Consider the following 23,620-nt stretch of genomic DNA (forward strand, 5'->3'; position numbering starts at 1 on the left):
CGCAGTGGCTCCCTCCTCCGCCTTGCGATGCACGCACCCCAACGCCGCCCCGCCCGCCCTCCGGGCGGACGACGGGAGTTTGAAGACAGGCCCTAGCGCCCGTCCTCGAACTCGGGTCCGCGGGGCCCGTACGGCCGGGCGGAGCAGGGTCCGCGGGCCCGTACGGCCCGGGCCGTCGGCCGCCGCCGCGGGGCCCGGGATGCGGGTTCCGGCCGTCAGGGGTTGAGCGGGCGGCATCGGACAGGCAGGCTGGGGAGGGGCGGGCCCCAACCTCGGCGGTGGGGAGCGCGGGCGGGGGCGGGCGTGGTTGGATGCGGTCGTAGCGTGGAACACCGACCCGGGGCACCGGGCCCGGGCGCCCTCCGAGGCGGTACGGGCACGGTGGCACGGGACTTGAGCGGACGACGACGGCAGGGACGAACGTGAGGATCTTCCACCGGGCACGGCACCGGCCGTCCGCCACCTGGCGGCAGACGACCGACCGGGCCTTCACGCTGATCGGCGACGGCCGCTACGAGGACGCCGGCGCCCTGCTGGTGATGGCCGCCGACCTGGAGCCGTGGCTCTCCGACTCCTGGTTCAACCTCGCCCTGCTGCACAAGTTCCGCCGGGACTGGGAGCAGGCCCGCTCGGCCGGCCTGCGCGCCGTCGCCCTGCTGGACCGCGAGCACGGCGCCCCGGACTGGTGGAACCTCGGCATCACCGCCACCGCCCTCCAGGACTGGCCGCTGGCCCGCCGCGCCTGGCAGGCGTACGGGCTGAAGCTGTCCGGCGGCCCCGGCGCGCAGCCGGACGGCCCGGTCAGCCTGGACCTCGGCACCACCCCGGTGCGGCTGTCCCCGGACGGCGAGTCCGAGGTGGTCTGGGGCCGCCGGCTGGATCCGGCCCGGATCGAGGTGCTGTCCATCCCGCTGCCCTCCTCCGGCCGCCGCTGGGGCGAGGTGGTGCTGCACGACGGCGCCCCGCACGGCGAGCGGGTCACCGACGGCGTCGCCTACCCGGTGTTCGACGAGATCGAGCTGTGGGCGCCCTCCCCGGTGCCGACGTACGTGGTGCTGCTGCAGGCCGCCACCGCCGGGGACCGGGACGCGCTGGAGCGGCTGGTCGCCGACGCCGGCTACGCGGCCGAGGACTGGACCTCCTCGGTGCGGCTGCTGTGCCGCGCCTGCTCGGAGAGCCGGATGGCCTCCGACGACGGGGTCGCCGCCCACCACGACCCGCACGACGACGGTGACGCCGCCCACCCCGGCCACCTCAGCCACCTCAGCCAGGGCGGCGCGGCCGGGATGTCCTGGCTGGTCGAGCGCGAGTGCGGGATCGCCGCCCCGGCCCACCTGGTGCGCACCCTGCTGGACCGCTGGGTCGCGTCCGCCCCGGGAAGCCGGGCGTACCGGGACCTCGAAGAAGTGTGCTGAGTACCCTGGTGAGGTAACGCGTACACCGACGGAAGCGGAAGACATGGCGGAGCAGGCCGAGCAGCACGAGCACGAGCACGACGTGGAGGGGACGGCGGCCGAGGCGCCCGTGAAGGTGATCGGTGAGGAGCCCGACCTCAGCAAGGGCACCGCCCGCCCGATCACCGTCGTCGGCAACCCGGTGCTGCACCGCGAGGTCAAGGACGTCACCGTCTTCGACGGCGAGCTGTCCGCGCTGATCGACGACATGTTCCAGTCGATGTACGCCGCCGAGGGTGTCGGCCTCGCCGCCAACCAGATCGGCGTCGACCTCAAGGTCTTCGTCTACGACTGCCCGGACGACGAGGGCGTGCGCCACATCGGCCACGTGATCAACCCCGTGCTGGAGGAGTACCCGGCCGACCGCCGCCGCGTCCTGGACGACGGCAACGAGGGCTGCCTCTCCGTCCCGACCGCCTACGCCGAGCTGGCCCGCCCGGACTACGCCGCGGTCACCGGCGTCGACAAGGACGGTCAGCCGATCCGCGTCGAGGGCACCGGCTTCTTCTCGCGCTGCCTCCAGCACGAGACCGACCACCTCTACGGCACCCTCTACATCGACAAGCTGTCGAAGCGGGACCGCAAGGACGCCCTGAAGCAGATGGCCGAGGGCACCCCGAAGTACGCGACCGTGGCGAACGGCTGACGGTCCGTCGTACGCGAGGGCCGGGACACCGCTGGTGTCCCGGCCCTCGGCGTTCCGTGGGGCGGTCCGGTACGGGGGAGCGGCTCAGGACTCGCCGTGCTGGCCGCGGGAGAAGATGGTCGGGCTGCCGGGGAGCTCCGGGTTCGCGCCGAGGTGGTCGGCCAGGTCGCGCACCCCTTCGGCGAGCGAGACCGCCGGCCGGTAGCCGAGGCCCTGGAGCTTGGAGATGTCGCCGACCAGCCGGTAGGTGTCGTCCTCGATCTCCGGGATCACGCTGACCTCGGGCGTGACGCCGGTGGCCTCCCCGATCGTGTTGACGAGGTCGCGCATCGACGCCTCGGTACCGGAGCCGATGTTGAACACCTCGCCCAGCTCGGCCCGGTCGGCGATCGTCAGCAGCCCCTGGACCAGGTCGGTGACGTGGACGAAGTCGCGGGTCTTCCGGTCGATGTCGCCCACGATCTGGATGGGCTGGTGGTTGAGGTGCCAGCGCAGGAACCGGCCGACCTCGACCATCGCCTCGTGCGGGTTCTCGCCCGGCCCGTAGACGCAGAACGGGCGGCCGACCACCACCGGCAGACCGCAGGCGCGGTGGAGCGCCAGGCAGGTGATCTCGCCGCTGAGCTTCGACGCGCCGTACGGGACGAAGGGGCGGGTCGGGTGGTCCTCGTCCATGGGGAATTTCCGCGGAGTTCCGTAGACGGACGCGGACGAGACGTAGACGACCCGGCGGACGGACGCCTTGAGGAGGGCCTCGGCGAAGATCAGGGTGCCGAGTGCGTTGATCTCGAAGTCGAGGCGCGGCTGCGTCACCGACAGCGTGCCGTTCGCGTTCGCGGCGACGTGGAAGACCAGGTCGGCGTCGTCCACGGCCTCGGCGACGGCGTCGACCTCGCGGATGTCCAGCAGGTGCAGGGTGGTCCCGGACGGCGCCGAGATGCTCGTCGCGGTCCGGGCGTTGTCGATGATCGCCACCTCTTTCCCGAGAAAGAGAAGGGCGCTGGTCAGGTGCCTTCCGACGAAACCCAATCCGCCCGACACCAATACCTTGTCGTATTCTTCGAGCATATTATCGATATATCAAGCATCGAACATATTCGCGATCCGGGAATTCGGAATCGCGTCCGTCCGGGTGAAAATCAGGCGGACAGGTGTTGCCCCGGTTCGCGCTGTTACGGCGCGTGGCGCTCCGGTTCGTGGCGTTCCGGCTCCGTGTCGAAGGCGCGGAAGAGCGAGAGGTCGGGGGTGCGGCCGCGGATCGCGGTCCAGGCCTCGTCGAAGCCGCGCCGGACCCCGGCCGGCGGCCACGGGGCGGGCCGCAGCTCCGGGGGGAGGAGCGGGTCGAGCTCCAGGGCGTGGGTGAAGGCCTCGGCCAGGCGCAGCGCGGTGGCGACGAGTTCGACGGAGCCGCGGTCGGGGCCGAGGGGTTCCTCGGCCAGCGCCTCGGCGAGGGGCCGGTAGGCCTCGACCGTCCCGGCCGCGGGCCAGAGGTGCTCGGCGGTGGCGGCGGGGCCGGTGAAGCCCCGGCCGGTCAGGCGGGTGGCCTCCGCCGTGACCAGGTAGGCGTCGACGGTCGCCGCCGAGGCCTCGGCGGCGAGTTCGTCGAGCAGGTCGTGCGGGCTGACGTAGGCGCCGGGCGCGAGCGGGGCGGCGCCGAGCCGGGTCAGCGCGGTGCGCAGGGCGTCGCGTTCCGCCCGGTGCCGCTCGGGGACGGAGAAGGTGTAGAGGCGCCAGAGCCCGTCCCAGGGGGCGCGCCCGGCGTCCTGGGCGTAGGCGAGTGCGACGAACCGGACGTCCAGGTCCGAGCGGAGCCGGCCCGCGTCGGTCAGGACGAGCCGGCCCTTGCGGCCCCGCCCCTCCTGCCGCAGGACGCCCGCCGCCTCCAGCCGCCGTACGGCCAGCCGTACCGGCTGGTCGGACAGGCCGGCCGCCGCGGCGACGTCGTAGACGTAGTCGAGCGGGGCGGTGCCCTGCGGGTCGAAGCAGGCCTCGACGACCGTGCGCGGCGCGGGTCGGTACGGCGCGGCGTTGTCTGCGGACACGGGAGACCTCGGTTCTCGATCACGGGGCCCGGGGCTGGGGCCGTCCGGTCAATGTGCCACATCCGGCACGCGGGAGATCAGGCGCCTTCCCAGGGGTAGCCGTGGCGGCGGAAGGCCGAGGCGATGGCCGCCTTCCCGCCCTCGACGTCGTCGTCGAAGAGGACCCGGCCGACCGGCGACTCGATCCGCACCTTGCCGCCGTGGCGGAAGACGCCGCCGACCTGGTCCCGGGTGATCACCCGGCTGTCGTCGCCCTCGACGACGGTGATGCTCTCGTCCGAGATGCGCAGCGTGGCGGCGTGGTAGGTGACGAACATCCCGACCACGAGCCCGACGGCGGCGAGCGCCACCGGTCGGCCGATCACCATGGCCGGGGAGGTGAACGAGCCCAGGAAGCGCACGGTGTCCGCGTAGGGGATCGGGTGCCGGGCGGCGAACTGGAGCAGCCACGGGACGGCGAAGCCGAGGCCGGCGCCGACCGCGCCGCAGAAGGCCCAGATGACCACCTTGGTGTCGAGGGGCATCCGGAGCTCGGTCACGGCGGACTGGGCGCCGGTATATTTCGTCATGCGTACGACCGTAGCAGATTCGATAGATTTGGGGGTGTGGCCGGAGGCGCTCCGGGACGGGGCGGCGGCCCCGGTGTCACGTTTCCGACGGCTCCCCGGTCCATCTGTCGGGCGCGGTGGCCGCAGTCCGCGCCGCCGACCGAGAGAGGGGACATGACCATGGAGACCCTGACCGTCCGACGCGTCATCGCCGCACCGATCGAGGACGTGTTCGACTGGTGCGCCACCACCACCAACTACACCCGCTCCCCGCTCATTCTCCGGGCCCGCCTGGCCCGGCCGGGCGCCGGTGCGCCGTACGGCGTGGGGGCGGTACGGGTGCACACCTGGGCGATCGGCTGGTTCCGCGAGCGGGTCACCGCGTACAACCGGCCGTACGGCTTCGACTACACGGTCGAGCGCAGCCTGCCGCCGTCCCGGCACGAACTCGGCCGGATGACCTTCACCGAGGTCCCCGGCGGGACGGAGGTCGCGTGGACGACCACCTTCCAGGTCCGGCTGCCCTTCGGCGCGGCCCTCACCCGGGCCCTGGCCAAGCCGGTCATCGCCCACACCTTCGGCCGCATCCTCGCCGCCGCCGACGCCGACCTCACCGCCGGCCGCCGGCGGGCCGGGAACGGCGACGCCGGGTGACGGCGGCGGGCAACGACAGAGGTGCCCCGCACGGCCGAGCCGTGCGGGGCACCTCTGGTGTTTCGTGTGCTTCTTAGAAGTCGTCGTCGAAGGCGACGGAGCCCTCGACGGCGACCTGGTACGCCGAGACGCGGCGCTCGAAGAAGTTGGTCAGCTCCTGGACGTTCTGGAGCTCCATGAAGCCGAACGGGTTCGTCGACCCGTAGCGGATCGGCAGGCCCAGGCGGGCCAGGCGCTGGTCCGCCACGGCCTGCAGGTACTCGCGCATCGAGGCGGTGTTCATGCCGGGCAGGCCGTCACCGCACAGGTCCTGGGCGAACTGGAGCTCGGCCTCGACGGCCTCCTCCAGCATCTCCGTGACCTGCTTGGCCATCTCGTCGTCGAAGAGGTCGGGCTCCTCCTCGCGGACGGTGTCGACCACCGACATCGCGAAGTCCATGTGCATGGACTCGTCGCGGAACACCCAGTTGGTGCCCGTGGCCAGGCCGTGCAGCAGGCCGCGCGAACGGAACCAGTACACGTAGGCGAAGGCGCCGTAGAAGAACAGGCCCTCCACACAAGCCGCGAAGCAGATCAGGTTCAGGAGGAACGCGCGGCGGTCCTCCTTGGTCTGCAGCGAGTCGATGTGGTCGACCGCGTTCATGTACTTGAAGCAGAACTGCGCCTTCTGGCGGATGGAGGGGATGTTCTCCACCGCGGCGAAGGCCGCGTTGCGGTCCTCCGGGTCGGGCAGGTAGGTGTCCAGCAGCGTCAGGTAGAACTGGACGTGCACGGCCTCTTCGAACAGCTGCCGCGAGAGGTACAGGCGCGCCTCGGGCGAGTTGATGTGCTTGTAGAGGCTCAGCACCACGTTGTTGGAGACGATCGAGTCGCCCGTCGCGAAGAACGCGACCAGCCGGCCGATGAGGTGGCGCTCGCCCTCGCTGAGCTTCGCCAGGTCGGCGACGTCGGAGTGCAGGTCCACCTCCTCGACGGTCCAGGTGTTCTTGATCGCGTCCCGGTACCGGTCGTAGAACGACGGGTAGCGCATCGGGCGCAGGGTCAGCTCGAAGCCGGGGTCGAGCAGCATCTTGCGGTCTTCGGGGGTGGTCACTGGCAGGCCTCGCAGGACTCGGGGTTCTCCAGGGAGCAGGCGATGGCGGCTTCCTGCTCCGGGGTGAGGGAGGGGGTGTTCACGGGCACCGGTGCCGGCGCGGCGGCACGGGCGGTGCCGGACGCGGCCTGGGCGATGCGGGTGGCCGGGCGCGAACGCAGGTAGTAGGTGGTCTTCAGACCGACCTTCCACGCGTAGGCGTACATCGAGCTGAGCTTGCCGATGGTCGGCGCCGCCATGAACAGGTTCAGGGACTGGCTCTGGTCCAGGTACGGCATGCGGGCCGCGGCCAGGTCGATCAGCGCGCGCTGCGGCAGCTCCCAGGCCGTCCGGTACAGCGAACGGACCCCGGCGGGCAGCCAGTTCAGGTCCTGGACGGAGCCGTTGGCGTCGCGCAGGGCGTCGCGGGTCTGCTGGTCCCAGACGCCGAGCTCCTTGAGCTCGCGCACCAGGTACGGGTTGACCTGGAGGAACTCGCCGGACAGCGTCTCGCGCTTGAACAGGTTGGACACCTGCGGCTCGATGCACTCGTACACGCCGGCGATGGACGCGATGGTCGCGGTCGGCGCGATGGCCAGCAGCAGCGAGTTGCGCAGGCCGGTCTCGGCGATCCGGGCGCGCAGCGCCGTCCAGCGGTCGGCCCACTGCGGGGCGGCCGTCGGGAAGTGGTCGATGTGCAGCTCGCCGCGGGCGGCGCGGGTCTCGCCGTACGCCTCGTGGCGGCCGAGCTGCTCGGCCAGGTCGGCGGAGCGCTCGTACGCGGTGAGCATGATGCGCTCGGCGATCAGCGTGGACAGGCGGGCGGCCTCGGCGGAGTCGAAGTCGATCCGCAGCTTGAAGAAGACGTCCTGGAGGCCCATCACGCCGAGGCCGACCGGCCGCCAGCGGGAGTTGGAGGTGCCGGCCTCGGTGGTCGGGTAGAAGTTGATGTCCACCACGCGGTCGAGGAACGTCACGGCCGTGCGGACGGTGGCGTCGAGGCGCTCCCAGTCCATGGCGCCGAGCAGGTCGTCGACGGTGGCACCGGGGGCCACGTGGGCGCCGAGGTTGACCGAGCCGAGGTTGCAGACGGCGGTCTCGGAGTCGTCCGTGACCTCCAGGATCTCCGTGCACAGGTTGGAGGAGTGCACGGTGCGGCCCGGCAGGGCGGTCTGGTTGGCGGCGCGGTTGGAGGCGTCCTTGAAGGTCATCCAGCCGTTGCCGGTCTGCGCCAGGGTGCGCATCATGCGGGCGTACAGGGTCTGCGCCGGGATGGTGCGGACGGCCTTGCCGGCCAGCTCGGCCTTGCGGTAGGCCTCGTCGAAGTCGGCGCCCCACAGGTCGACCAGCTCCGGCACGTCGGCCGGGGAGAACAGCGACCAGTCCTGGTTGGCGTTGACCCGGCGCATGAACTCGTCCGGGATCCAGTGCGCCAGGTTGAGGTTGTGGGTGCGGCGGGCCTCTTCGCCGGTGTTGTCGCGGAGCTCCAGGAACTCCTCGATGTCGGCGTGCCAGGTCTCCAGGTAGACGCAGGCCGCGCCCTTGCGGCGGCCGCCCTGGTTGACGGCGGCGACCGAGGAGTCGAGGGTGCGCAGGAACGGCACGATGCCGTTGGACTTGCCGTTGGTGCCGCGGATCAGGCTGCCGCGCGAGCGGATGCGCGAGTAGGACAGGCCGATGCCGCCGGCGTGCTTGGACAGGCGGGCGATCTGCGCGTAGCGGTTGTAGATCGAGTCCAGGTTGTCCAGCGGCGAGTCGAGCAGGTAGCAGCTCGACATCTGCGGGTGCCGGGTGCCGGAGTTGAACAGCGTCGGCGAGGAGGTCAGGTACTCCAGGCGGCTCATCAGGCCGTACAGCTCGGCCACCTCGCGCACCGACTGCTCGGAGTCGCCGACCGCCAGGCCGCAGGCGACGCGGAGCAGGAAGTGCTGCGGGGTCTCGATCACCTTGCGGGTGATCGGGTGGCGCAGCAGGTAGCGGGACTGCACGGTGCGCAGGCCGAAGTACTCGAAGCGGTCGTCGCCGGCGGTGTCGATCAGCGCGTCCAGGGCGGCGGCGTGCTTGGCGACGAAGTCCGCGGTGGTGTCGCCGATCAGGCCCTCGGTGTGGCCGACGGCGATCGAGGCGGAGAAGGACACCGAGCCCTGGCTGTTCGCCTCGTCGACGATCTCCAGCGCGAGCAGGCGGGCGGCCAGCTTCGAGTACTGGGGGTCCTCGGCGATCATCGACGCGGCGGCGTCCACGGCCAGCCCGCGCAGCTCGGCGAAGTCCGAGCCGGCGTGGCGGCCGCGCAGCGCGGCGGCGGCGACATGGCCGGGGTCGACCTCGGTGAGGTCGGTGCTGCGGTCGGTGAGCAGCCGCAGCAGCGCGCCCCCGGGGTCGGAGACCGTCGGGTCGGTGAAGGCGGTACCGGAGCCCTGGGCGGGCAGGGTGGCTGAGGCAGCGGTGGTCAAGGCGCTCTCTCCTGGCGGCGATCGGCGGCGGTGCTCGGGGGGCCACCGGGCCGATCTGGGCAGGGGAGCACGGCGCGAACGCAAAAAAGCGTCGCGCGAGGTGACTCCCCGGCCCGCCCGCGAGGCCCGGAGGGGTACTGCTGGTGCCGGCGCGGCCTCTGCGGGAGGGCCGTGGCGCACGCCGTCGGCAGGTACTCGGACTCGCGGGGTGCGGCTGCTGGAGCCGCCCGCTCACCGCTGCGGGGCAGTCCCGGATTCGCACCGGGTTCCCCTGCATCGACAGCAGAAGCGAGCATACATGTTGTGCCGCCGGACTGCGGCGGCACCATATGTTGTGCCTGTCGTGTCGCGGATGTGCGTGGGCCGGGCGGCCGGTCAGTGCTTCAGATAGACCTTGTACGTGCTCGAATCGCCGGTCGGCGAGGTGAATTGGGCGACCAGCCGGTAGTGTCCGGCGGCGCCCAGGGCCTCGCCCAGGGCCCGGTCGGTGGCCCTCGGCGCGGTGCTGTCGAGGACGACCATGGTGAACCAGCCGTCCCGGATCGCGGCGACGCTGCCGTCGTCGCCGTGGTGCTCGACGCCGGCCCCGTCGCGGTAGTCGGTGCCGGCGCGCGCGGAGACCCACTGCTCGGGCTTGGAGACGCCGCCGAGGTAGTACTCGGCGAGTCCGTCGACCTCGGTGAGGTAGCGGCCCTGGGGCTCCGTGTGGACCCGCAGGACGGCCAGCAGGCGGCCGGAGTCGGGCCCGTTCTGGTAGCGCAGCGCGGACTGTTCCAGGCCGAGGGCGAGCAGGGCGACCCAGACCAGGATGCCGAGCTGGGGGTGGCGGAAGTGGGCGCCGACCAGCCGGGTCAGGCCGACCCCGGCGAGCGGGGCGGCCAGCAGCATGCCGTAGCCGAGGTGGCGGAACAGCGCGCCGGAGGTGCCGGTCCACAGGTGGGCGGCGGGGACCAGCAGGGCGGTGGCGGTCAGGACGGCCCCGAGCAGGGCGCGCCGGCCCCGGGTGGTGGGGAGGGGCTCCTTCTCCGGCGCGTCGTGCTCGGGCATCTGTTCGCGGCGCGCGTAGGCGATGGTGCCGGCCACCGCGAGGACGGTGAACAGGCCGGCCCACTGGAGCGTGCCGAGCAGGACCGAGCCGGCCGAGCCGGGGGCGTTGCCGCGCGAGGGCGACCACCCGGCGACCTTGCCGAGGGTGCCGTACGGGAGCAGCAGGACGAGGGTGCCGAGGGCCGTCAGCAGTGAGCGCAGGGCGGCCGGGCCCACCCGGTGGTACGGCCGGGCGCAGGCGAAGGCGAGGGCCACCAGGGCGGGGACGGCGAAGGCCGCGGAGTAGGCCGTGGCGCAGGCCAGCGCCGTGGGCGGGGCGGCGAGCAGGGCCAGGGCCGGATGGCGGCCGGCGGTGAACACCGTGGTCCAGGCCGCGAGGGCGACCAGCAGGACGGCGAGGGACTCGGGCGCGGCGTAGAAGCCGACCACCACGGTGGACTGGAGGACGGCGTACCCGGCGATGGCGCAGATGGCGACCCGCTCGTTGAACAGCCGCCGGGTCAGCGAGTACAGCAGGACCGTGGTGAGCAGCGCGAAGCCGAGGCTGAGCAGCCGGGTGCCCCAGATGCCGTTGGCGTCGGCGGCGGCGCCGGCCAGCGGCGGGTAGAGCCAGGGCGAGCCGTGCACCCGGTCGACCAGGTCGGTGGTGACGGGGTTGCCGTGCAGCAGGTGGGCCAGCTGCTGGCGGCCGGCGACCATGGCGGCGGCCTCGTCGGGGTGCGCGGCGGCCAGCAGGCGCAGCGAGAGGGCGGCCTGGACGGTGAGGACGGCGCCCAGCAGGCCGCGGGCGATCCACCGGCGCCGGGGGCTGGTGCCCGGGTCCCAGCCGATCGCGGGGACCCGCGGGATGGTGTAGGGGGCCAGCTCGACGCCGTCGGGGTTGTCGACCGATACGACAGGGCGGGGCCCGTCGGGGCTGTCCACCGCCACGGCGCCGGGCCCGTCCGGGTCCGGCTCGGCGGCCGGGTCGTGGGCGGAGCGGCCGTGCGGGACGGGGGAGAACTCGGACTCAGTGCTCATCAGGGGTTCCGGATGTCGAAGCCGTAACGGGGGTCGGACACGCGCTGCTTGAACGCGGCGAGGGTGTCCGGCACGGCCTCGACCCGCCAGTCCGCCCGCTTGACGATGTTGAACCAGACGAAGCCGACGATGTCGTCGTGCGCCTCCAGCCCGGAGAACAGCTGGTCGATGTCCGCGTGCTGGCGCTTGCCCTGCTCGGAGGCGGTCTCGCTGATGAAGAAGGGCTTCTGGGAGAAGCCGCGGATCTCGGCCATGGTCGGGCCGTAGAGCGCGTCGAAGGTCTTGGGCCCGGTCTTGGTGAAGTAGCCGGTCATGCCGGCCCAGTCGACGTAGGTGTCGCCGGGGTAGTACGGCTCCAGGCGGGTGTTGGGCGCGGGGTCGGTGATGTTGGGGCTCCAGACCCAGATCACGTTGGTGGCGCCGGCCTGGTCGAAGAGGTCGTGGACGTGGCGCCAGGCGGCCACGAAGTCCTCGGGGGTGGCGGCCTGACGGCCCCACGGGTACCAGTCGCCGTTCATCTCGTGGGCGATGCTGACGGCGATCGGCAGGTTGAACCTGGCCACGGCCTTGGCGACGCCGCGCACGTAGTCGTCGGTGTCGCCGGCCGCGATCGAGGCGAGCGAGCGGTCGTGCGGCTCCCAGGCCATGAAGGGCAGCGCCCCGGCGTCGTGGATCCGGCGGGCGCCCGCGGTGTCGAAGCCGCCCTTCCAGTGGGCGTAGAACTCCAGGACGTTGGGCTGTTTGCCGATCGCGTCGCGGTAGCCGGGCAGCGCGTCCATCGTGGCGGGGACGTCGGGCAGGGCGGCGCCGAGGTACTTGTGGCTCGGCCTGAGCAGCGGCGTGACGTCGTACGGGACGCCGGCCGGCAGGGCCTTGGGCGTGGCGGGCGCGGCCGGTGCGGTGCCCCCCGCGGCGGGGGCCGCGCCCGGAGCGCCGGGAGTCCCGGGGGCGCCGGGGGCCGGGGTGGCGGCCGGGGCGGCCTGGGCGAGGTCCTTCTGCATCGCGAAGCCGGGGTCCTCGGGGCCGCACGCGGTGGTGAGCAGCAGGCCGGCGGCGGCCAGCAGCGGGAGCGCCAGCCGGTGACGGAGCCGGCCGGCCCGTCTCGGGTGGGCGGTCATGGCGATCACACTGCTTCCGTCGGGCGGGGCTGGACGAGGACCCGGCCCACGATGGTGGCGTAGAAGAGGCCGGAGGCGAGGACGAGGGCGAAGTTCAGCGGGCCCATGGTGAGCATCCGCCAGATGCTCAGCAGCACCCAGAGCAGGGCGGTTCCGCCGCCCCAGGCGATGACGCCGATCCAGAACCGCCGGGTCCTGTTCCGCTTGGCGCCGCTGGAGCCGGTCGGCTGCCAGGCCATCCGGTTGCGGCGCACGATGTCCCAGATGGCGAAGACGTGCGCCCAGCCGTACATCATGCGGGCGGCCCAGGCCTCCAGCCGGTAGGGGTTGCGGTGCCAGAGCGGGAAGATGACCGTCGCGTAGAGCAGGCCGGGCAGCACCAGCGCGGTGTTCTCCCAGCGGATCAGGTCGGGGCGGGCGAGCAGCAGGACGATCGGGATGAGCGGTGAGACGACGGTGAACAGCGCCGTGTGGATGTAGTAGAAGAAGCCGGACAGGTAGCAGGCCCGGGTGATCGGCCGCAGCTTGGTCTGCCAGAACTTCTTGCTGCCGAGCAGGCTCATCGAGCCGGTGCACCAGCGGTACTGCTGGTTGAAGAAGCCGCCGACGTTGTCCGGGCAGACGCCGGTGGCCAGCGCGACGGGTATGTACTGGAGGTCCCAGCCGAGGCGGCGCAGGTCGAACCCGGTGTGCACGTCCTCGGAGTGGCCGATCAGCGTGGTGCCGCCGTTCTCCTCCAGCGCCGCGCGCCGGTACACCGCGCAACTGCCCACGCAGATGGCGCCGTCGCTGCGCTGCCGGGAGACCTGGACGGTCCGGTAGAACAGCTCCTGGACGGCGCCGGCGCCGCGCTCGATCCAGTTCTGCGAGTCCAGGATGCGGAAGAACTGCGGGGACTGGACGATGCCGAGGCGGGGGTCGGCCTCCATGTAGGGGAGCATCTCGTTCAGCAGGTCCGGCCGGGGCGCGAAGTCGGCGTCCAGGATGAGGATGTAGTCGCTGTCGGAGTTGCGGAAGCCGAACTGGAGGTTGCCGGCCTTCTTGAACCAGCCGAGCTTGTCGCGGGTGCCGTACACGAACCCGAAGTCGATGGCCATCTGCGCGAGTTGCGGGCTGTTGCTGTCGTCGAGGACGTACGGGGTGACGTCGCCCGGGTACTGGTCGCGGAGCCGGGCGACGTGCGTCCAGGTGTTGTGCAGGACCTCGATCGGCTCGCCGGCGACCGGGAGGAAGATGTCGACGGTCGGATGGTGCTCGGGCTGCCAGGACTTGACCAGGGCCCGGTGGGCGGAGAGGTCGAAGGTCTCGTTGAAGCCGTGCACCCAGCGGGATATCAGGTAGTAGACGATGGTGAAGGCGAGCGGCGGTATGAAGAAGAGGAACCACGGCGTCGCGCTCAGCAGCCCGATCTCGCTGGCCACCATGCAGGCGAAGCTGATGAGGGAGAAGCAGGTCAGCACCCACAGGTTGGTGCGGGCGTAGAGGTACTTCTCGGTGTTGTCCGGGGGTTGGGGGAGCAGCCCCCACCGGTTGCGGGCGGCCGGGCCGCGCCGGCTGCGGCGTCGTGAGACCGGCGGCTGACCGCTTCCCGCGAGTCGCGCGCTCTCGGTGACAGTCACGTGCTCTACTCCCCCGAAGCCGTACTGAGTCTGAACCGTCCCCGGGTGGTGGCCGTTGTCGCTCGGGCACCAGGGGACGCCAGGATCGTACGGGACCGATCGCTCTGCGTCCGCTTCCCCCTGTTCGACCGGCCGCCCGGAACCGATATCGAGCTCCGATCGTGATGTGAACGGGGGTGCGGCCGGAGCGCCTGTGTACGGTTGTCCGTTCGACGGGCGAGGACGGTTCGGGGGAGAGCGATGGGCATCGAGGACGGCGCGGCCGGGCGCGTGGCGCGGGGCCTGCGGGCGGTCGCCGCCTTCGGTGCGGTCGCCGCGCTGCTGGCCGGGTGCAGCGGCGACGTCGGGGCGGTGGAGCCGCCGGCCGTCCCGGCGACGGCGCTGTCCGGGCCGGGCATCTGCTCGACCGCTCAGGAGCCGTTCCCCAAGCTGGCGATGGACGGCGGCGCCAAGATCCTCGAACCGAACCCGTGGAACACCGCGGGCACGGTCTGCGTGGACCCGGTCGGGGACAGCGGGTTCACGGTGTCCCGGATCAACGACTTCGTCCCGAAGAACCCGCTCGCCCCGGGCGCCTACCCCAACGTCTCGACCGCCCCGGGCGCGAGCGGACTGCCGGTGCCGGTCAGCGCGCTCGGCGACGCCACCGCCGACTGGGACGCCAACGGCCGGGTGAGCGGCTCCTTCAACCTCTCCTTCGACCTCTGGTACGGCTCCAGCCCGGACAACTGCCTGCCGGGGGAGAGTGCCGAGGTGATGATCTGGCTGGACGCCACCGACAACGTGCGGCCCGCCGGCGACAAGGTGGCGGACGCCCTGCCGTTCGGGGACGCGAGCTACCACGTCTACCAGGCGCCGATCACCGGCCCGCACAGCGTGATCAGCTACGTCCGCACGGCACCCACCCACACCACCCGCGGCCTCGACCTGCGGCTGTTCACCGCCGACGCGATGGCGCGCGGCTACGTCCCGAAGAGCTCCTACCTCTGCCGGGTGCAGGCGGGGTTCGAGGTCTGGAGCGGCGGGACCGGCCTGCGCAGCAACTCCTTCGCCTTCCACAACCGGGTCGGCCTGCCGGCCGGCGAGGTCCCGGCGGGCGCCCCGGGGATCTGCCTGCGGCACGGCGGCGGCGGGACCGCCGGCAGCCCGGTGACCGTCGGATCCTGCGGCGACCAGGCCGTCTCGACCGGGTGGACGGTGGGCAACGACGGTTCGCTGCGCGGCGGGGCGGCCTGCCTGGCACCGGGCGCCGACCGCTCCTCGGTGACCCTGGCCGAGTGCACCGGCGGCTCGGCCCAGCGCTGGGTCACCGCCCCCGGGCAGCGGCTGAAGCACCCGGACACCGGGCTGTGCCTGGGCACCGCGGGCGGGGCGCTCGCGGACGGCACGGCGGTGCTCCTGCGCCCGTGCGCGGACACCGTCTCGCAGCGCTGGAAGCTGCCCTACAACGGGGTCGCGTGAGCCGGCGTCGCACCCGGGAAACCCCGGCCGCGCTGACGTTTCGTCCGCGCACCCCCCATGGGCGTGTCGGGGTGGATGCCCTAGCATTCGGGCCATGAGCGATCGACCGGTACCGAGTGGCGAGCCGGGCCAGCCCGCCACGCCACCGCAGCAGGCACCGGCCGGGGGGCCCGCTCCGGCCACCGGTGTGCCACCGCAGTTCCCGAGCGGAGCCTTCGGCCCCGCGTCCGGCTACGGGCCGCCGCCCGCACCCGCGCAGCCCCAGCAGATGACGCCGCATCCGGTCGCGCAGCCGGTGCCGCCGGTGCCGCACCAGGGCGGCGGACCCGCCCCGGTGGCGCCGGGGCCGGTGCAGCCCGGTCCGGTGGCGCCGCAGCCCGGCCCGGTGGCACCACAGCCCGTCCAGCCGCAGGCGGTTCAGCCGCAGCCGCAGGCACCGATGCCGCAGCCCGGACCGGCCGTCGGGCAGCCCTTCCCGCCGGGCCCGCAGCCGGGCCAGCCGCAGCCGGGCCAGCCCGTGGCGCACTGGCAGCAGCAGGGCGGCTTCCAGCCGCCCGTCCCCCCGCCCGGCCCGGCGCTCTCCCCGGCCGGCACGCCGAACTGGGAGGCGCTGGCCGAGCAGAACGAGCAGTCCGCCAAGCGCGGCCGCAGGCTCAAGCTGATCGGTGCGGTGACCGCGGTGGTCGTGGTGGCCGCCGCCGGTGGCGGCGGGTACTGGTACTACCAGCACGGCAAGGAGAAGACGCCGACGGCCCATGGCGCCGGCTCGCCGACCCCGACGGTCACCGGCCCGTCGAACACGACGAGCGCGCCGCCGCTCAAGGGCATCGACAGCCCGCCGACCGTCGGCTCGCTGCCCGCCAAGAAGGGCGCGGCCGCGCTCAACCTGGGGGCGGACGCCAAGCAGGGGACGATGGCCGGATTCTCCGGGCAGGTCCTCAAACTGCCCAGTGGCCAGGACTCGTTCGCCTCGACCTCCACGTCGGTCGTCGAGGTCAACAAGAGCTTCACCGTCTCCGCGCGGGTGCTGGTCGACGTGCCCAACGGCAACCGCAGCGCGGTCAGCCAGGGCGACGGCCAGTACTACTCGTTCGCGCTGGGCCGGGCCGGCAACAACGGGCACGACCAGTGGTACTTCAAGGTCCAGGTGCCGGGCGGCGGTTCGGCGATCGCCTGGTCCAAGGGCGACGCGACGGTCAACCAGTGGGTGCTGCTGACCGGCGTGTACGACGACCCGTCGGGCCAGCTCACCCTGTACGTCAACGGCGCTCCGCAGTCCTCGGCCAAGTCGGCCGGGGTGCAGCCGAGCGGCAGCAACTCCCTCCAGGTCGGCCGGCTGAGCTCCAACTCGCAGTGGGCCGACCCCTGGCACGGCGCCGTCGCCGACATCCAGGTGTGGGACCAGGTGCTGCCCGAGGCCGACATCGTCAAGATCGTGGCCGGCCCGAGCTCGCCGCCGTCCATCGCGCCGACCGGCGCCTGGCTCGGCGGCTAGGGCCTGTCTTCGAACTCCCGTCGTCCGCCCGGAGGGCGGGCGGGGCGGCGTTGGGGTGCGTGCATCGCAAGGCGGAGGAGGGAGCCACTGCGGTGGGGGCACCTCCCGGCCGAAGGCTGGGGGCCATTGGCGACCGACGACAACGCGGCGAGGTGCGTGCCCCGGCGTCGCCCCGCAGACGCGAGTTCGAAGACAGGCCCTAGCACCGCCAGGGGCGGGTCCCGCGGGATCCGCCGCGGGGCCGACCGGCCCCCGTGAACGTCCGGCCGCCGCCCCCGGCAGTGTGGGGCGGCGGCCGAAGCGCGCCCCGGGGCGCGCGCTCCACGGCGCGTCCGGATGCGAAGTCCCAGATGAGGAGCAGTACTGATGAGCGCGGACGGCCGCTGGATCCGGCCCGAGTCCACCCGCAAGCCCGTCCTCGGCGGAGCCCGGCCGGGCGGGGTGGCCCTCGGCGAGCGCGGCCGGACGGGCCCCGGGCCGACGCCGGTCTCCCCGGCCGACCGGCGCCGCCGCAGGCCCGGGCCGCCCCGGGTGCCGCACCCGGCCCGGCCGGTGCTGCGGGCGGACTGGCTGCCGCTGCTGGCCGTGCTGCTGGTCCAGGCGGCGCTCTCGTACCACCTGATCCTCAGCAACACCGCCTTCATCGACGAGGGCACCTACATCTACGCGGGCTACCAGGAGATCGCGCACCTGCGGCACGGCACCCCGGTGTCGACGTACGAGACCTTCTTCTCCGGATCCCCGCTGATCTACCCGGTGGTGGTGGCCGTCGCGGACTTCGTCGGCGGGCTGAACGGCGCCCGGCTGCTGAGCCTGGCGTTCATGCTCTCCGCCACCACGGCCGTCCACCTGGCCACCCGTCGGCTGCACGGCTCGCTCGCGGCGTTCTGCGCGGCGGCGGCCTTCGTCGCGCTCGGCCCCACCCAGTTCCTCGGCGGCCTGGCCACCTACGACGCGATGGCGCTGGCGGTCCTCGCCTGGGCCGGGTACTTCGCGGTGCGGCTGACCACGGGCGGCGGGTACCCGAGCCTGGTCGCCTCCGGGCTGCTGCTGGCCCTGGCCGGCGCCACCAAGTACGCCGCGCTGCTGTGGGTGCCGGTGGTGTGCGGCATCGCGGTGCTGGCCGGGCCGCGCGGGTCGCTGCGCAGCTGGGAGGCCTGGCGGCGCGGGCTGCTGGTGCTGCTCACCTTCGTGGTGGCGGTCGGCGCGGCGGCGCTGGCGGCCGGCGAGAAGTACGTCAACGGCTTCAACCACACCACGCTCAAGCGCGCCCCGGGCCACGACTCGTACTCCTACGTGGCCTCGGAGGCCGCCCGCTGGGTGGGTCCGCTGCTGGTGGTCGCGCTGGCCGGGGTGCTGGTGCAGCTGGTGCGGGCGCGGCGGCGCGGCGGCGCGGCCTGGCCCGAGTTCTGGCTGGCGCTGTTGCTGCTGCTGGCCGGGCTGATGGCGCCGGTGAACCAGATCCGCATCCACACCTGGCTGTCGCTGCAGAAGCACGTCGACTTCGGCGCCTGGTTCTCCTGCATCGTGGTGGGCCTGGTGCTGGCCCGTACGGCGCTGTGGCTGAAGGGCCGTCTGCACCTGGTGGCCGGGGTGGCGGCGGCCGCCCTGGTGGTCGGCCCGCTCGCCTGGGTGGGCGCGGCCCAGGGCCGGGAGATGTACGGCGAGTGGTCGAACTCGAAGGAGTTCGTCGCCGCCCTGGAGCCGTACATCGTCAAGGGCGACGACCGGTACCTGGTCGAGAACTACAACGTCCCCGCGTACTACCTGCGCAAGCAGACCACCTGGCAGCAGTGGCACGACCTGGTGGCCGTCTTCCGCCGGGACCCGGCCACCGGCGAGATGCAGAACGGGGTGCCCGCGATCCAGGCCGGCATCCAGGCCCACGAGTGGAAGGTCGTGGTCCTGGACTTCACCCAGACCGGGGCCACCGACAAGGCGATCCAGCCCACCCTGAAGGCCTCCGGGTACCGGGTGGTCACCGTGGTGACGAGCGGGAAGCACGGCCGGTACACCGTCTACGTGGCGCCCGGGTACGACAAGAAGCCGTGACGGGCGCCCGGGCCGGTCGTCAGAAGGCCATGGTGTAGACCATCAGGTCCATCCCCGGGTACGGGGCCCAGTCGCGTTCGGGGGTGCGCCGGAAGCCGATGCGCTCGTAGACGCGGTGGGCGGTGGTCATCTCCGGGCGGGTGGAGAAGGCCATGCCGGCCAGGCCGAGTTCGCGGCTGCGGGTGACGGTGGCGCGGACCAGGGCCTCGCCGACGCCGCGGCCGCGGGAGGCGGCGGCGGTGGCGAGCATCCGTATCTCGCCCTCCCGCGGGGTGGCGATGTCCGCCCACTCGGTGCCGCCGACCGCGTAGGTCACGCAGCCGAGGACCCCGGCTCCGGCCGTGTCGACGGCGACCAGGAGTTCGGCCTCGCGGGCCCGTCGCCCGGCGTCGCGCAGCAGGTCGACGTAGCTGCTCGTGGGGTTGGTGAAGCCGTCGCCGACGAAGGCCTCGACGGTGATCCGGCCGGCGTCGGCGAGGTCCTCCGGGAGGGCCTGGCGGATGAGGAAGTCCATGCGGCCAGTGTGCCGGAGCCCTGGTCGGGACGGTCCTCCGGGGTCGAACGGGTCGAACGGGTCGAAGCGCTCGACGGGGCCGCCTTCGCGGCCGGGTCGGCGGTGCCGTGCAGCCGGTCGGGGCGGGCCGGGTCGGCCGGGTAGCCGCCCGGGCGGTGGTAGTTGTCGCGGCCGGCCGCCGGGCCGTGGGAGGTCTCGCGGCCGATCAGCAGGCCGAGCAGGCCGAAACCGCCGACGGCCGCGGTCATCGCGAGTGAGCCGATGAGGGTGTCGCTGTCCATGGGCACCACTGTGGCCGGGCGGCGCCGCGGCCACGAGTGGCAGGAACGACCGATCACCTCGAAATCCTGCCATCCTCCCGCCGTCCTCATTCCTTCCGCCGGGGCGGGCGCCGGGGGCATCCTGGTGGGCATGCTGAAGAACGTGGTCGCGGTGGTGCTGGAGGAGGTCCACCCCTTCGAACTGGGTGTGGCCTGCGAGGTGTTCGGCCTGGACCGCACCGCCGACGGGCTGCCGGGCTACGACTTCGCGATCGCCGGGGCCCGTCCCGGGCCGCACGCCACCCACTCCGGCTTCGCGGTGGACGTCCCGTACGGTCCCGAGCGCCTCGCCGGTGCGGACCTCGCCGTGGTCACCGCGGCGAGCATCCGCCCCGGCTACCCGGAGCCGCTGCTGGCGGCGCTGCGCGGGGTGGTCGAGGGCGGCGGCCGGGTGCTGTCCATCTGCAGCGGCGCCTTCGTGCTGGGCGCCGCCGGGCTGCTGGACGGCCGTCGTGCCGCCACGCACTGGCGGCACGGCGAGGAGCTGGCCGAGCGCTTCCCGCTGACCACGGTCGAGCCGGACGTGCTGTACGTGGACGACGACCCGGTGATCACCTCGGCCGGGACGGCGGCCGGCATCGACGCCTGTCTGCACCTGGTGCGCAAGGTGCAGGGCGCCGAGGTGGCCCGGGAGATCGCCCGCCGGATGGTGGTGGCACCGCACCGGGAGGGCGGGCAGGCCCAGTTCGTGAACCGGCCGCTGCCGGAGGCCGCCGGCGACTCGCTGGCCCCGCTGCTGGACTGGATGCGCCACCACCTGGCCGAGGAGGCCACCGTCGAGCAGCTGGCCGCCCGGGCGCACATGTCGCCGCGCACCTTCGCCCGCCGCTTCCAGCAGGAGACCGGCACCACCCCGCACCGCTGGCTGGTCGGGCAGCGGGTGCTGCTCGCCCAGCGGCTGCTGGAGTCCACCACCGAGCCGGTGGACGCGATCGCCGCCCGCTGCGGCTTCGGCAACGCGGCCGCGCTGCGGCACCACTTCGGCCGCCGGCTGGGCACCACGCCGCTGGCCTACCGGCGTTGCTTCGCCGACCCGGACCCGGACCCGGACCCGAAGGCGGGCTGAGGGGCCGCAGGCTCGCGCCAGCAGGTTCCGCCGGCCGTCAGTCAGCCCCGGCCGTCAGGTGCCCGACGCCGTTCCAGCCGTCCGGCCGCAGCCGCCCGTCCTGGGCCCGCCAGAGGCTGGTGGAGCAGTTGTGCACCGGCCCGAGCGCGGTGAGCTGGTCCTCGGTGAGCCGGTCCAGCGCGTAGCGGAGCATCAGCACCGTGCAGTCGTGCGCGACCAGCAGGACGGGCCGTCCGGCCTCCTCCTCGCAGAGGTCCCGCAGCAGGCTGCGCACCCGCAGGGCGACGTCGGCCCAGGACTCGCCGCCCGGCGGGCGGTAGTACAGCTCGCCCATCTTGCGCCGCCGGGCCGCCTCCTCCGGGTGCTTGGCCTCGATCGCGGCCTTCGGCAGCATCTCCAGGACGCCGAGCTCGCGGTCGCGCAGCCGCTCGTCGTACCGGACGGCGAGGGTGACCGGGACGGAGCCGAGCCCGGCGGCCTGGGCGAGCGCGATCCGGGCGGTCTCGGCGGTGCGCACGTACGGCGAGCACCAGACGCTGCGCGGGCGGTCGGCGCTGGGCAGGCCGGCCCACCAGTGGCCGAGCGCCTGGGCCTGCTGCCGGCCCTGCAGCGACAGCGGGATGTCGGCGTCGCGGCAGCTGATCGGGACGCTGAGCGCTCCGGCGGCCTCGGCCAGCTGGAACTCGACGTTGGCGGTGGACTCCCCGTGCCGGGTGGCGATCAGCACGGACGGCAGCCGGCCGGCCGCCGACGGGCGGTGGGCGGTGCCGTGCTGGCCCTGGCCGGTGGTGTGCGGCCCGTGGCCGGCGGTGTGCTGACCCTGGGCGGTGCCGTGCTGGCCCTGCGCGGTGACGTGGTGGTGCTGGCCCTGCGTGGACTGGTGCTGGCCGTTGAGGGTGGTGCCGAGTTCTGCCATGGCCGCGAGCTCCCCGTGGTCGATCAGGTCCCGGCCGGATGCCGGTCCGGTCTGGTGGTGCCCGGCGTGCACGCCTGTTCATACATATGATCGCGCCGCCTTCTCCAGTGTTCACGGAGAAGGCGGCGCGATCACAGGGCGCGTACCGCGCGAATCAGTGCGCCGCTACAGGCTCCGGCGCGTTCTTCAGCTCGTCGTCGCCGGCTTCGGCGCTGTAGTCGGACGGCCTGGTCTCGTCCGGGCCGTCCGGCGCCTTGACCGCCCGCAGCACCAGGGTGAGCGCCACCGCGACGACCAGGTTGAGGGCGAAGGCGGTGACACCGATGTAGCCGATCTCGCCGATGCCGGGGATCTCGGCCGCGTTGCCGCCGAAGTGCTTGGTGGCCGGGCTGGCGATCCCGTACGCCTTCCAGGTGCCGTACACCATGCCGGCCGCCCAGCCGGCGAACAGCGCCCAGTGGTGGAACCAGCGGGTGAACAGGCCGCCGACGATCGCCACGAAGGTCTGCAGGATCCACAGGCCGCCCAGCAGCTGGAGGTTGATCGCGGCCTGCTTGTCCATGCCGAGCACGAAGACCAGCGCGCCGACCTTCACCAGCAGCGAGACCAGCTTGGCGATCCGGGTCTCGTCGGCGGGGGTTGCGGCGGGCTTGAGCCACTCCTTGTAGACGTTGCGGGTGAACAGGTTGGCCGCCGCGATGGACATGATGGCGGCCGGCACCAGCGCGCCGATGCCGATCGCGGCGAAGGCCACGCCGGTGAACCAGTCCGGGAACATGTCCGCGAACAGCTGGGGCACCGACAGCTGGGCGTTGTAGCCCTTGACGCCCTTGCCGACGCCCGCCGCGAGCGCCATGAAGCCGAGCAGCGCCAGCAGGCCCAGCATCAGCGAGTAGGCGGGCATGATCGCCATGTTGCGGCGCACGGTCTTGCGGGACTTGGAGGCCAGTACGCCGGTCACCGAGTGGGGGTACATGAACAGCGCCATCGCCGAGCCGAGGGCGAGCGTGGCGTACGTCCACTGCTTGTTCTCGGGGATGGTCAGCGAGCCGCCCTTGACCTCCTTGAAGTGCTGCGCGGCCGAGTCGAAGATGTGCCCGTAGCCGCCGAGCCGGATCGGGATGTAGATCACCGCGACGATGATCACGATGTAGACCAGGGCGTCCTTGACGAAGGCGATCAGCGCCGGGGCCCGCAGGCCGGAGGAGTAGGTGTAGGCGGCCAGCACGCCGAAGGCGATGAACAGCGGCAGGTCCTTGACGAACCAGTTGGCGTTCTCCCCGCCGCCGACCCCCAGCACGTCCAGCACGGCCTGGATGCCGACGAGTTGCAGGGCGATGTACGGCATGGTGGCCAGGATGCCGGTGAGCGCGACCACCAGCGACAGCGGCCGCGAGCCGTACCGGCCGCGCACGAAGTCGGCCGGGGTCACGTAGCCGTGCACCCGGGAGACCGACCAGAGCCGGGGCAGGAAGAGGAAGACCAGCGGGTAGGCGATGATCGTGTACGGCACCGCGAAGAAGCCCGCCGCGCCGGTCGCGTACACCGCGGCCGGGACGGCGACGAAGGTGTACGCGGTGTAGAGGTCGCCGCCGAGCAGGAACCAGGTCACCCAGGTCCCGAAGCTGCGGCCGCCCAGGCCCCACTCGTCCAGGTGCGCGGCGTTGTCCGCGCGGCGCCAGCGCGAGGCGAGGAAGCCCATCACGGTGACGAGGGCGAAGAACAGCACGAAGACCACGAGGGCCGGCACGTTGACGTCCTTCATCGCGCACCGCCCTTCCGGGCCGCCTTGCGGGCCTTCTCGTCCCGGGTGATCAGCAGGTAGGCGGCGACCGTGAACACGGCCGACACCGGCACCCAGAGCAGCTGGTACCAGTAGAAGAACGGCACCCCGGCCACCGCCGGGTCGCTCTTGTCGTACGAGGACACCCAGAGCGTCGCGACGATCGGCACGAGCAGGGCGAGGCCGGCCAGCACCCGCTCGGGCGTCACGGCCGGGACGGGCCTCCCGGCTGGCTCGGGCATGACATCTTCGACGCTGGGGGGATCAGAGGGCATCTTCGGCTCCGCTCCGGAGGGGTTCCCCGTCGGCGCCGCAGCCCCTCGGCGCCGAGCGCCGCACG

At 72.9% G+C, this 23,620-nt stretch carries 19 protein-coding genes and 1 riboswitch; of the genes, 7 read left to right on the plus strand and 12 right to left on the minus strand.

Features of this window, described 5'->3' with window-relative positions; genetic code table 11:
- Positions 1-422: 422 nt before the first annotated feature.
- Together ACFCY1_RS34085 and def are read left to right on the plus strand one after the other, a co-directional pair.
- Positions 423-1,415 (plus strand): tetratricopeptide repeat domain-containing protein, encoded by a 993-nt coding sequence (locus tag ACFCY1_RS34085; RefSeq protein ID WP_049652370.1) that lies wholly within the window; start codon positions 423-425, stop codon positions 1,413-1,415.
- A gap of 109 nt (positions 1,416-1,524) precedes the next feature.
- Positions 1,525-2,100: a peptide deformylase gene (gene def, locus ACFCY1_RS34090; protein WP_375877112.1), complete on the plus strand. Its 576-nt coding sequence runs from the start codon at positions 1,525-1,527 to the stop codon at positions 2,098-2,100.
- Positions 2,101-2,184: 84 nt separating this feature from the next.
- On the opposite strand, the gene ACFCY1_RS34095 is transcribed toward def, so the two are convergent.
- The 3 genes from ACFCY1_RS34095 to ACFCY1_RS34105 form a co-directional block, all read right to left on the minus strand.
- Complete coding sequence (locus tag ACFCY1_RS34095) at positions 2,185-3,168, minus strand: NAD-dependent epimerase/dehydratase family protein (RefSeq protein ID WP_375877096.1); 984 nt, start codon at positions 3,166-3,168, stop codon at positions 2,185-2,187.
- Between the two features lie 104 nt (positions 3,169-3,272).
- Positions 3,273-4,142 (minus strand): transcriptional regulator, encoded by an 870-nt coding sequence (locus ACFCY1_RS34100; protein ID WP_375877097.1) that lies wholly within the window; start codon positions 4,140-4,142, stop codon positions 3,273-3,275.
- Positions 4,143-4,219: 77 nt separating this feature from the next.
- Positions 4,220-4,711 carry a hypothetical protein gene (locus tag ACFCY1_RS34105; RefSeq protein WP_375877098.1) on the minus strand — a complete coding sequence of 164 codons (492 nt, stop codon included), beginning with the start codon at positions 4,709-4,711 and terminating at the stop codon, positions 4,220-4,222.
- Positions 4,712-4,870: 159 nt separating this feature from the next.
- Here ACFCY1_RS34105 and ACFCY1_RS34110 point away from each other — a divergent pair, with 159 nt between their 5' ends.
- Positions 4,871-5,344, plus strand: coding sequence for an SRPBCC family protein (locus tag ACFCY1_RS34110; protein WP_375877113.1), 474 nt, complete (start codon positions 4,871-4,873; stop codon positions 5,342-5,344).
- A 73-nt stretch (positions 5,345-5,417) separates the two neighbouring features.
- Here ACFCY1_RS34110 and ACFCY1_RS34115 read toward each other — a convergent pair whose 3' ends face one another.
- From ACFCY1_RS34115 to ACFCY1_RS34135, 5 genes are all read right to left on the minus strand, one after another.
- A complete protein-coding gene (locus tag ACFCY1_RS34115; RefSeq protein ID WP_074001568.1) occupies positions 5,418-6,413 on the minus strand; it encodes a ribonucleotide-diphosphate reductase subunit beta in 996 nt (331 codons plus the stop codon).
- Between the two features lie 20 nt (positions 6,414-6,433).
- A complete protein-coding gene (locus ACFCY1_RS34120; RefSeq protein ID WP_049652373.1) occupies positions 6,434-8,845 on the minus strand; it encodes a ribonucleoside-diphosphate reductase subunit alpha in 2,412 nt (803 codons plus the stop codon).
- 192 nt (positions 8,846-9,037) lie between these two features.
- Positions 9,038-9,172: riboswitch (cobalamin riboswitch) on the minus strand.
- Positions 9,173-9,244: 72 nt separating this feature from the next.
- On the minus strand, positions 9,245-10,936 hold the full coding sequence (locus ACFCY1_RS34125; protein WP_375877099.1) for a glycosyltransferase family 39 protein: 1,692 nt from the start codon (positions 10,934-10,936) through the stop codon (positions 9,245-9,247).
- The gene (locus ACFCY1_RS34130) at positions 10,936-12,054 is read right to left on the minus strand and encodes a glycoside hydrolase family 26 protein (RefSeq protein WP_375877100.1); all 1,119 of its coding nucleotides are present in this window, start codon (positions 12,052-12,054) and stop codon (positions 10,936-10,938) included. Before ACFCY1_RS34130 ends, ACFCY1_RS34125 begins: the two co-directional genes overlap by 1 nt.
- Before the next feature lie 5 nt (positions 12,055-12,059).
- The gene (locus ACFCY1_RS34135; protein ID WP_375877114.1) at positions 12,060-13,478 is read right to left on the minus strand and encodes a glycosyltransferase family 2 protein; all 1,419 of its coding nucleotides are present in this window, start codon (positions 13,476-13,478) and stop codon (positions 12,060-12,062) included.
- 435 nt (positions 13,479-13,913) lie between these two features.
- Between ACFCY1_RS34135 and ACFCY1_RS34140 the strand changes: the two genes are divergently transcribed.
- The 3 genes from ACFCY1_RS34140 to ACFCY1_RS34150 all read left to right on the plus strand — a co-directional run bounded on the left by ACFCY1_RS34140 (position 13,914) and on the right by ACFCY1_RS34150 (position 18,681).
- Positions 13,914-15,134, plus strand: coding sequence for a ricin-type beta-trefoil lectin domain protein (locus ACFCY1_RS34140; RefSeq protein ID WP_375877101.1), 1,221 nt, complete (start codon positions 13,914-13,916; stop codon positions 15,132-15,134).
- Between the two features lie 94 nt (positions 15,135-15,228).
- Complete coding sequence (locus ACFCY1_RS34145) at positions 15,229-16,629, plus strand: LamG-like jellyroll fold domain-containing protein (protein WP_375877102.1); 1,401 nt, start codon at positions 15,229-15,231, stop codon at positions 16,627-16,629.
- 366 nt (positions 16,630-16,995) lie between these two features.
- The gene (locus tag ACFCY1_RS34150; protein WP_375877103.1) at positions 16,996-18,681 is read left to right on the plus strand and encodes an ArnT family glycosyltransferase; all 1,686 of its coding nucleotides are present in this window, start codon (positions 16,996-16,998) and stop codon (positions 18,679-18,681) included.
- 19 nt (positions 18,682-18,700) lie between these two features.
- Here the strand turns inward: ACFCY1_RS34150 and ACFCY1_RS34155 are convergent, their stop codons facing one another.
- Positions 18,701-19,195, minus strand: coding sequence for a GNAT family N-acetyltransferase (locus ACFCY1_RS34155; RefSeq protein ID WP_074001412.1), 495 nt, complete (start codon positions 19,193-19,195; stop codon positions 18,701-18,703).
- Between the two features lie 411 nt (positions 19,196-19,606).
- Between ACFCY1_RS34155 and ACFCY1_RS34160 the strand changes: the two genes are divergently transcribed.
- Positions 19,607-20,581, plus strand: coding sequence for a helix-turn-helix domain-containing protein (locus ACFCY1_RS34160; RefSeq protein WP_117489493.1), 975 nt, complete (start codon positions 19,607-19,609; stop codon positions 20,579-20,581).
- A gap of 37 nt (positions 20,582-20,618) precedes the next feature.
- Here ACFCY1_RS34160 and ACFCY1_RS34165 read toward each other — a convergent pair whose 3' ends face one another.
- The 3 genes from ACFCY1_RS34165 to ACFCY1_RS34175 form a co-directional block, all read right to left on the minus strand.
- On the minus strand, positions 20,619-21,497 hold the full coding sequence (locus tag ACFCY1_RS34165; protein WP_375877104.1) for a histidine phosphatase family protein: 879 nt from the start codon (positions 21,495-21,497) through the stop codon (positions 20,619-20,621).
- A 154-nt stretch (positions 21,498-21,651) separates the two neighbouring features.
- Positions 21,652-23,262 (minus strand): monocarboxylate uptake permease MctP, encoded by a 1,611-nt coding sequence (mctP, locus tag ACFCY1_RS34170; protein WP_049649418.1) that lies wholly within the window; start codon positions 23,260-23,262, stop codon positions 21,652-21,654.
- A complete protein-coding gene (locus ACFCY1_RS34175) occupies positions 23,259-23,522 on the minus strand; it encodes a DUF3311 domain-containing protein (RefSeq protein WP_049649419.1) in 264 nt (87 codons plus the stop codon). Before ACFCY1_RS34175 ends, mctP begins: the two co-directional genes overlap by 4 nt.
- Between the last annotated feature and the right edge of the window lie 98 nt (positions 23,523-23,620).

Origin of the sequence: Kitasatospora sp. NPDC056273 (assembly GCF_042268845.1) — a bacterium.
Lineage (GTDB): Bacteria > Actinomycetota > Actinomycetes > Streptomycetales > Streptomycetaceae > Kitasatospora.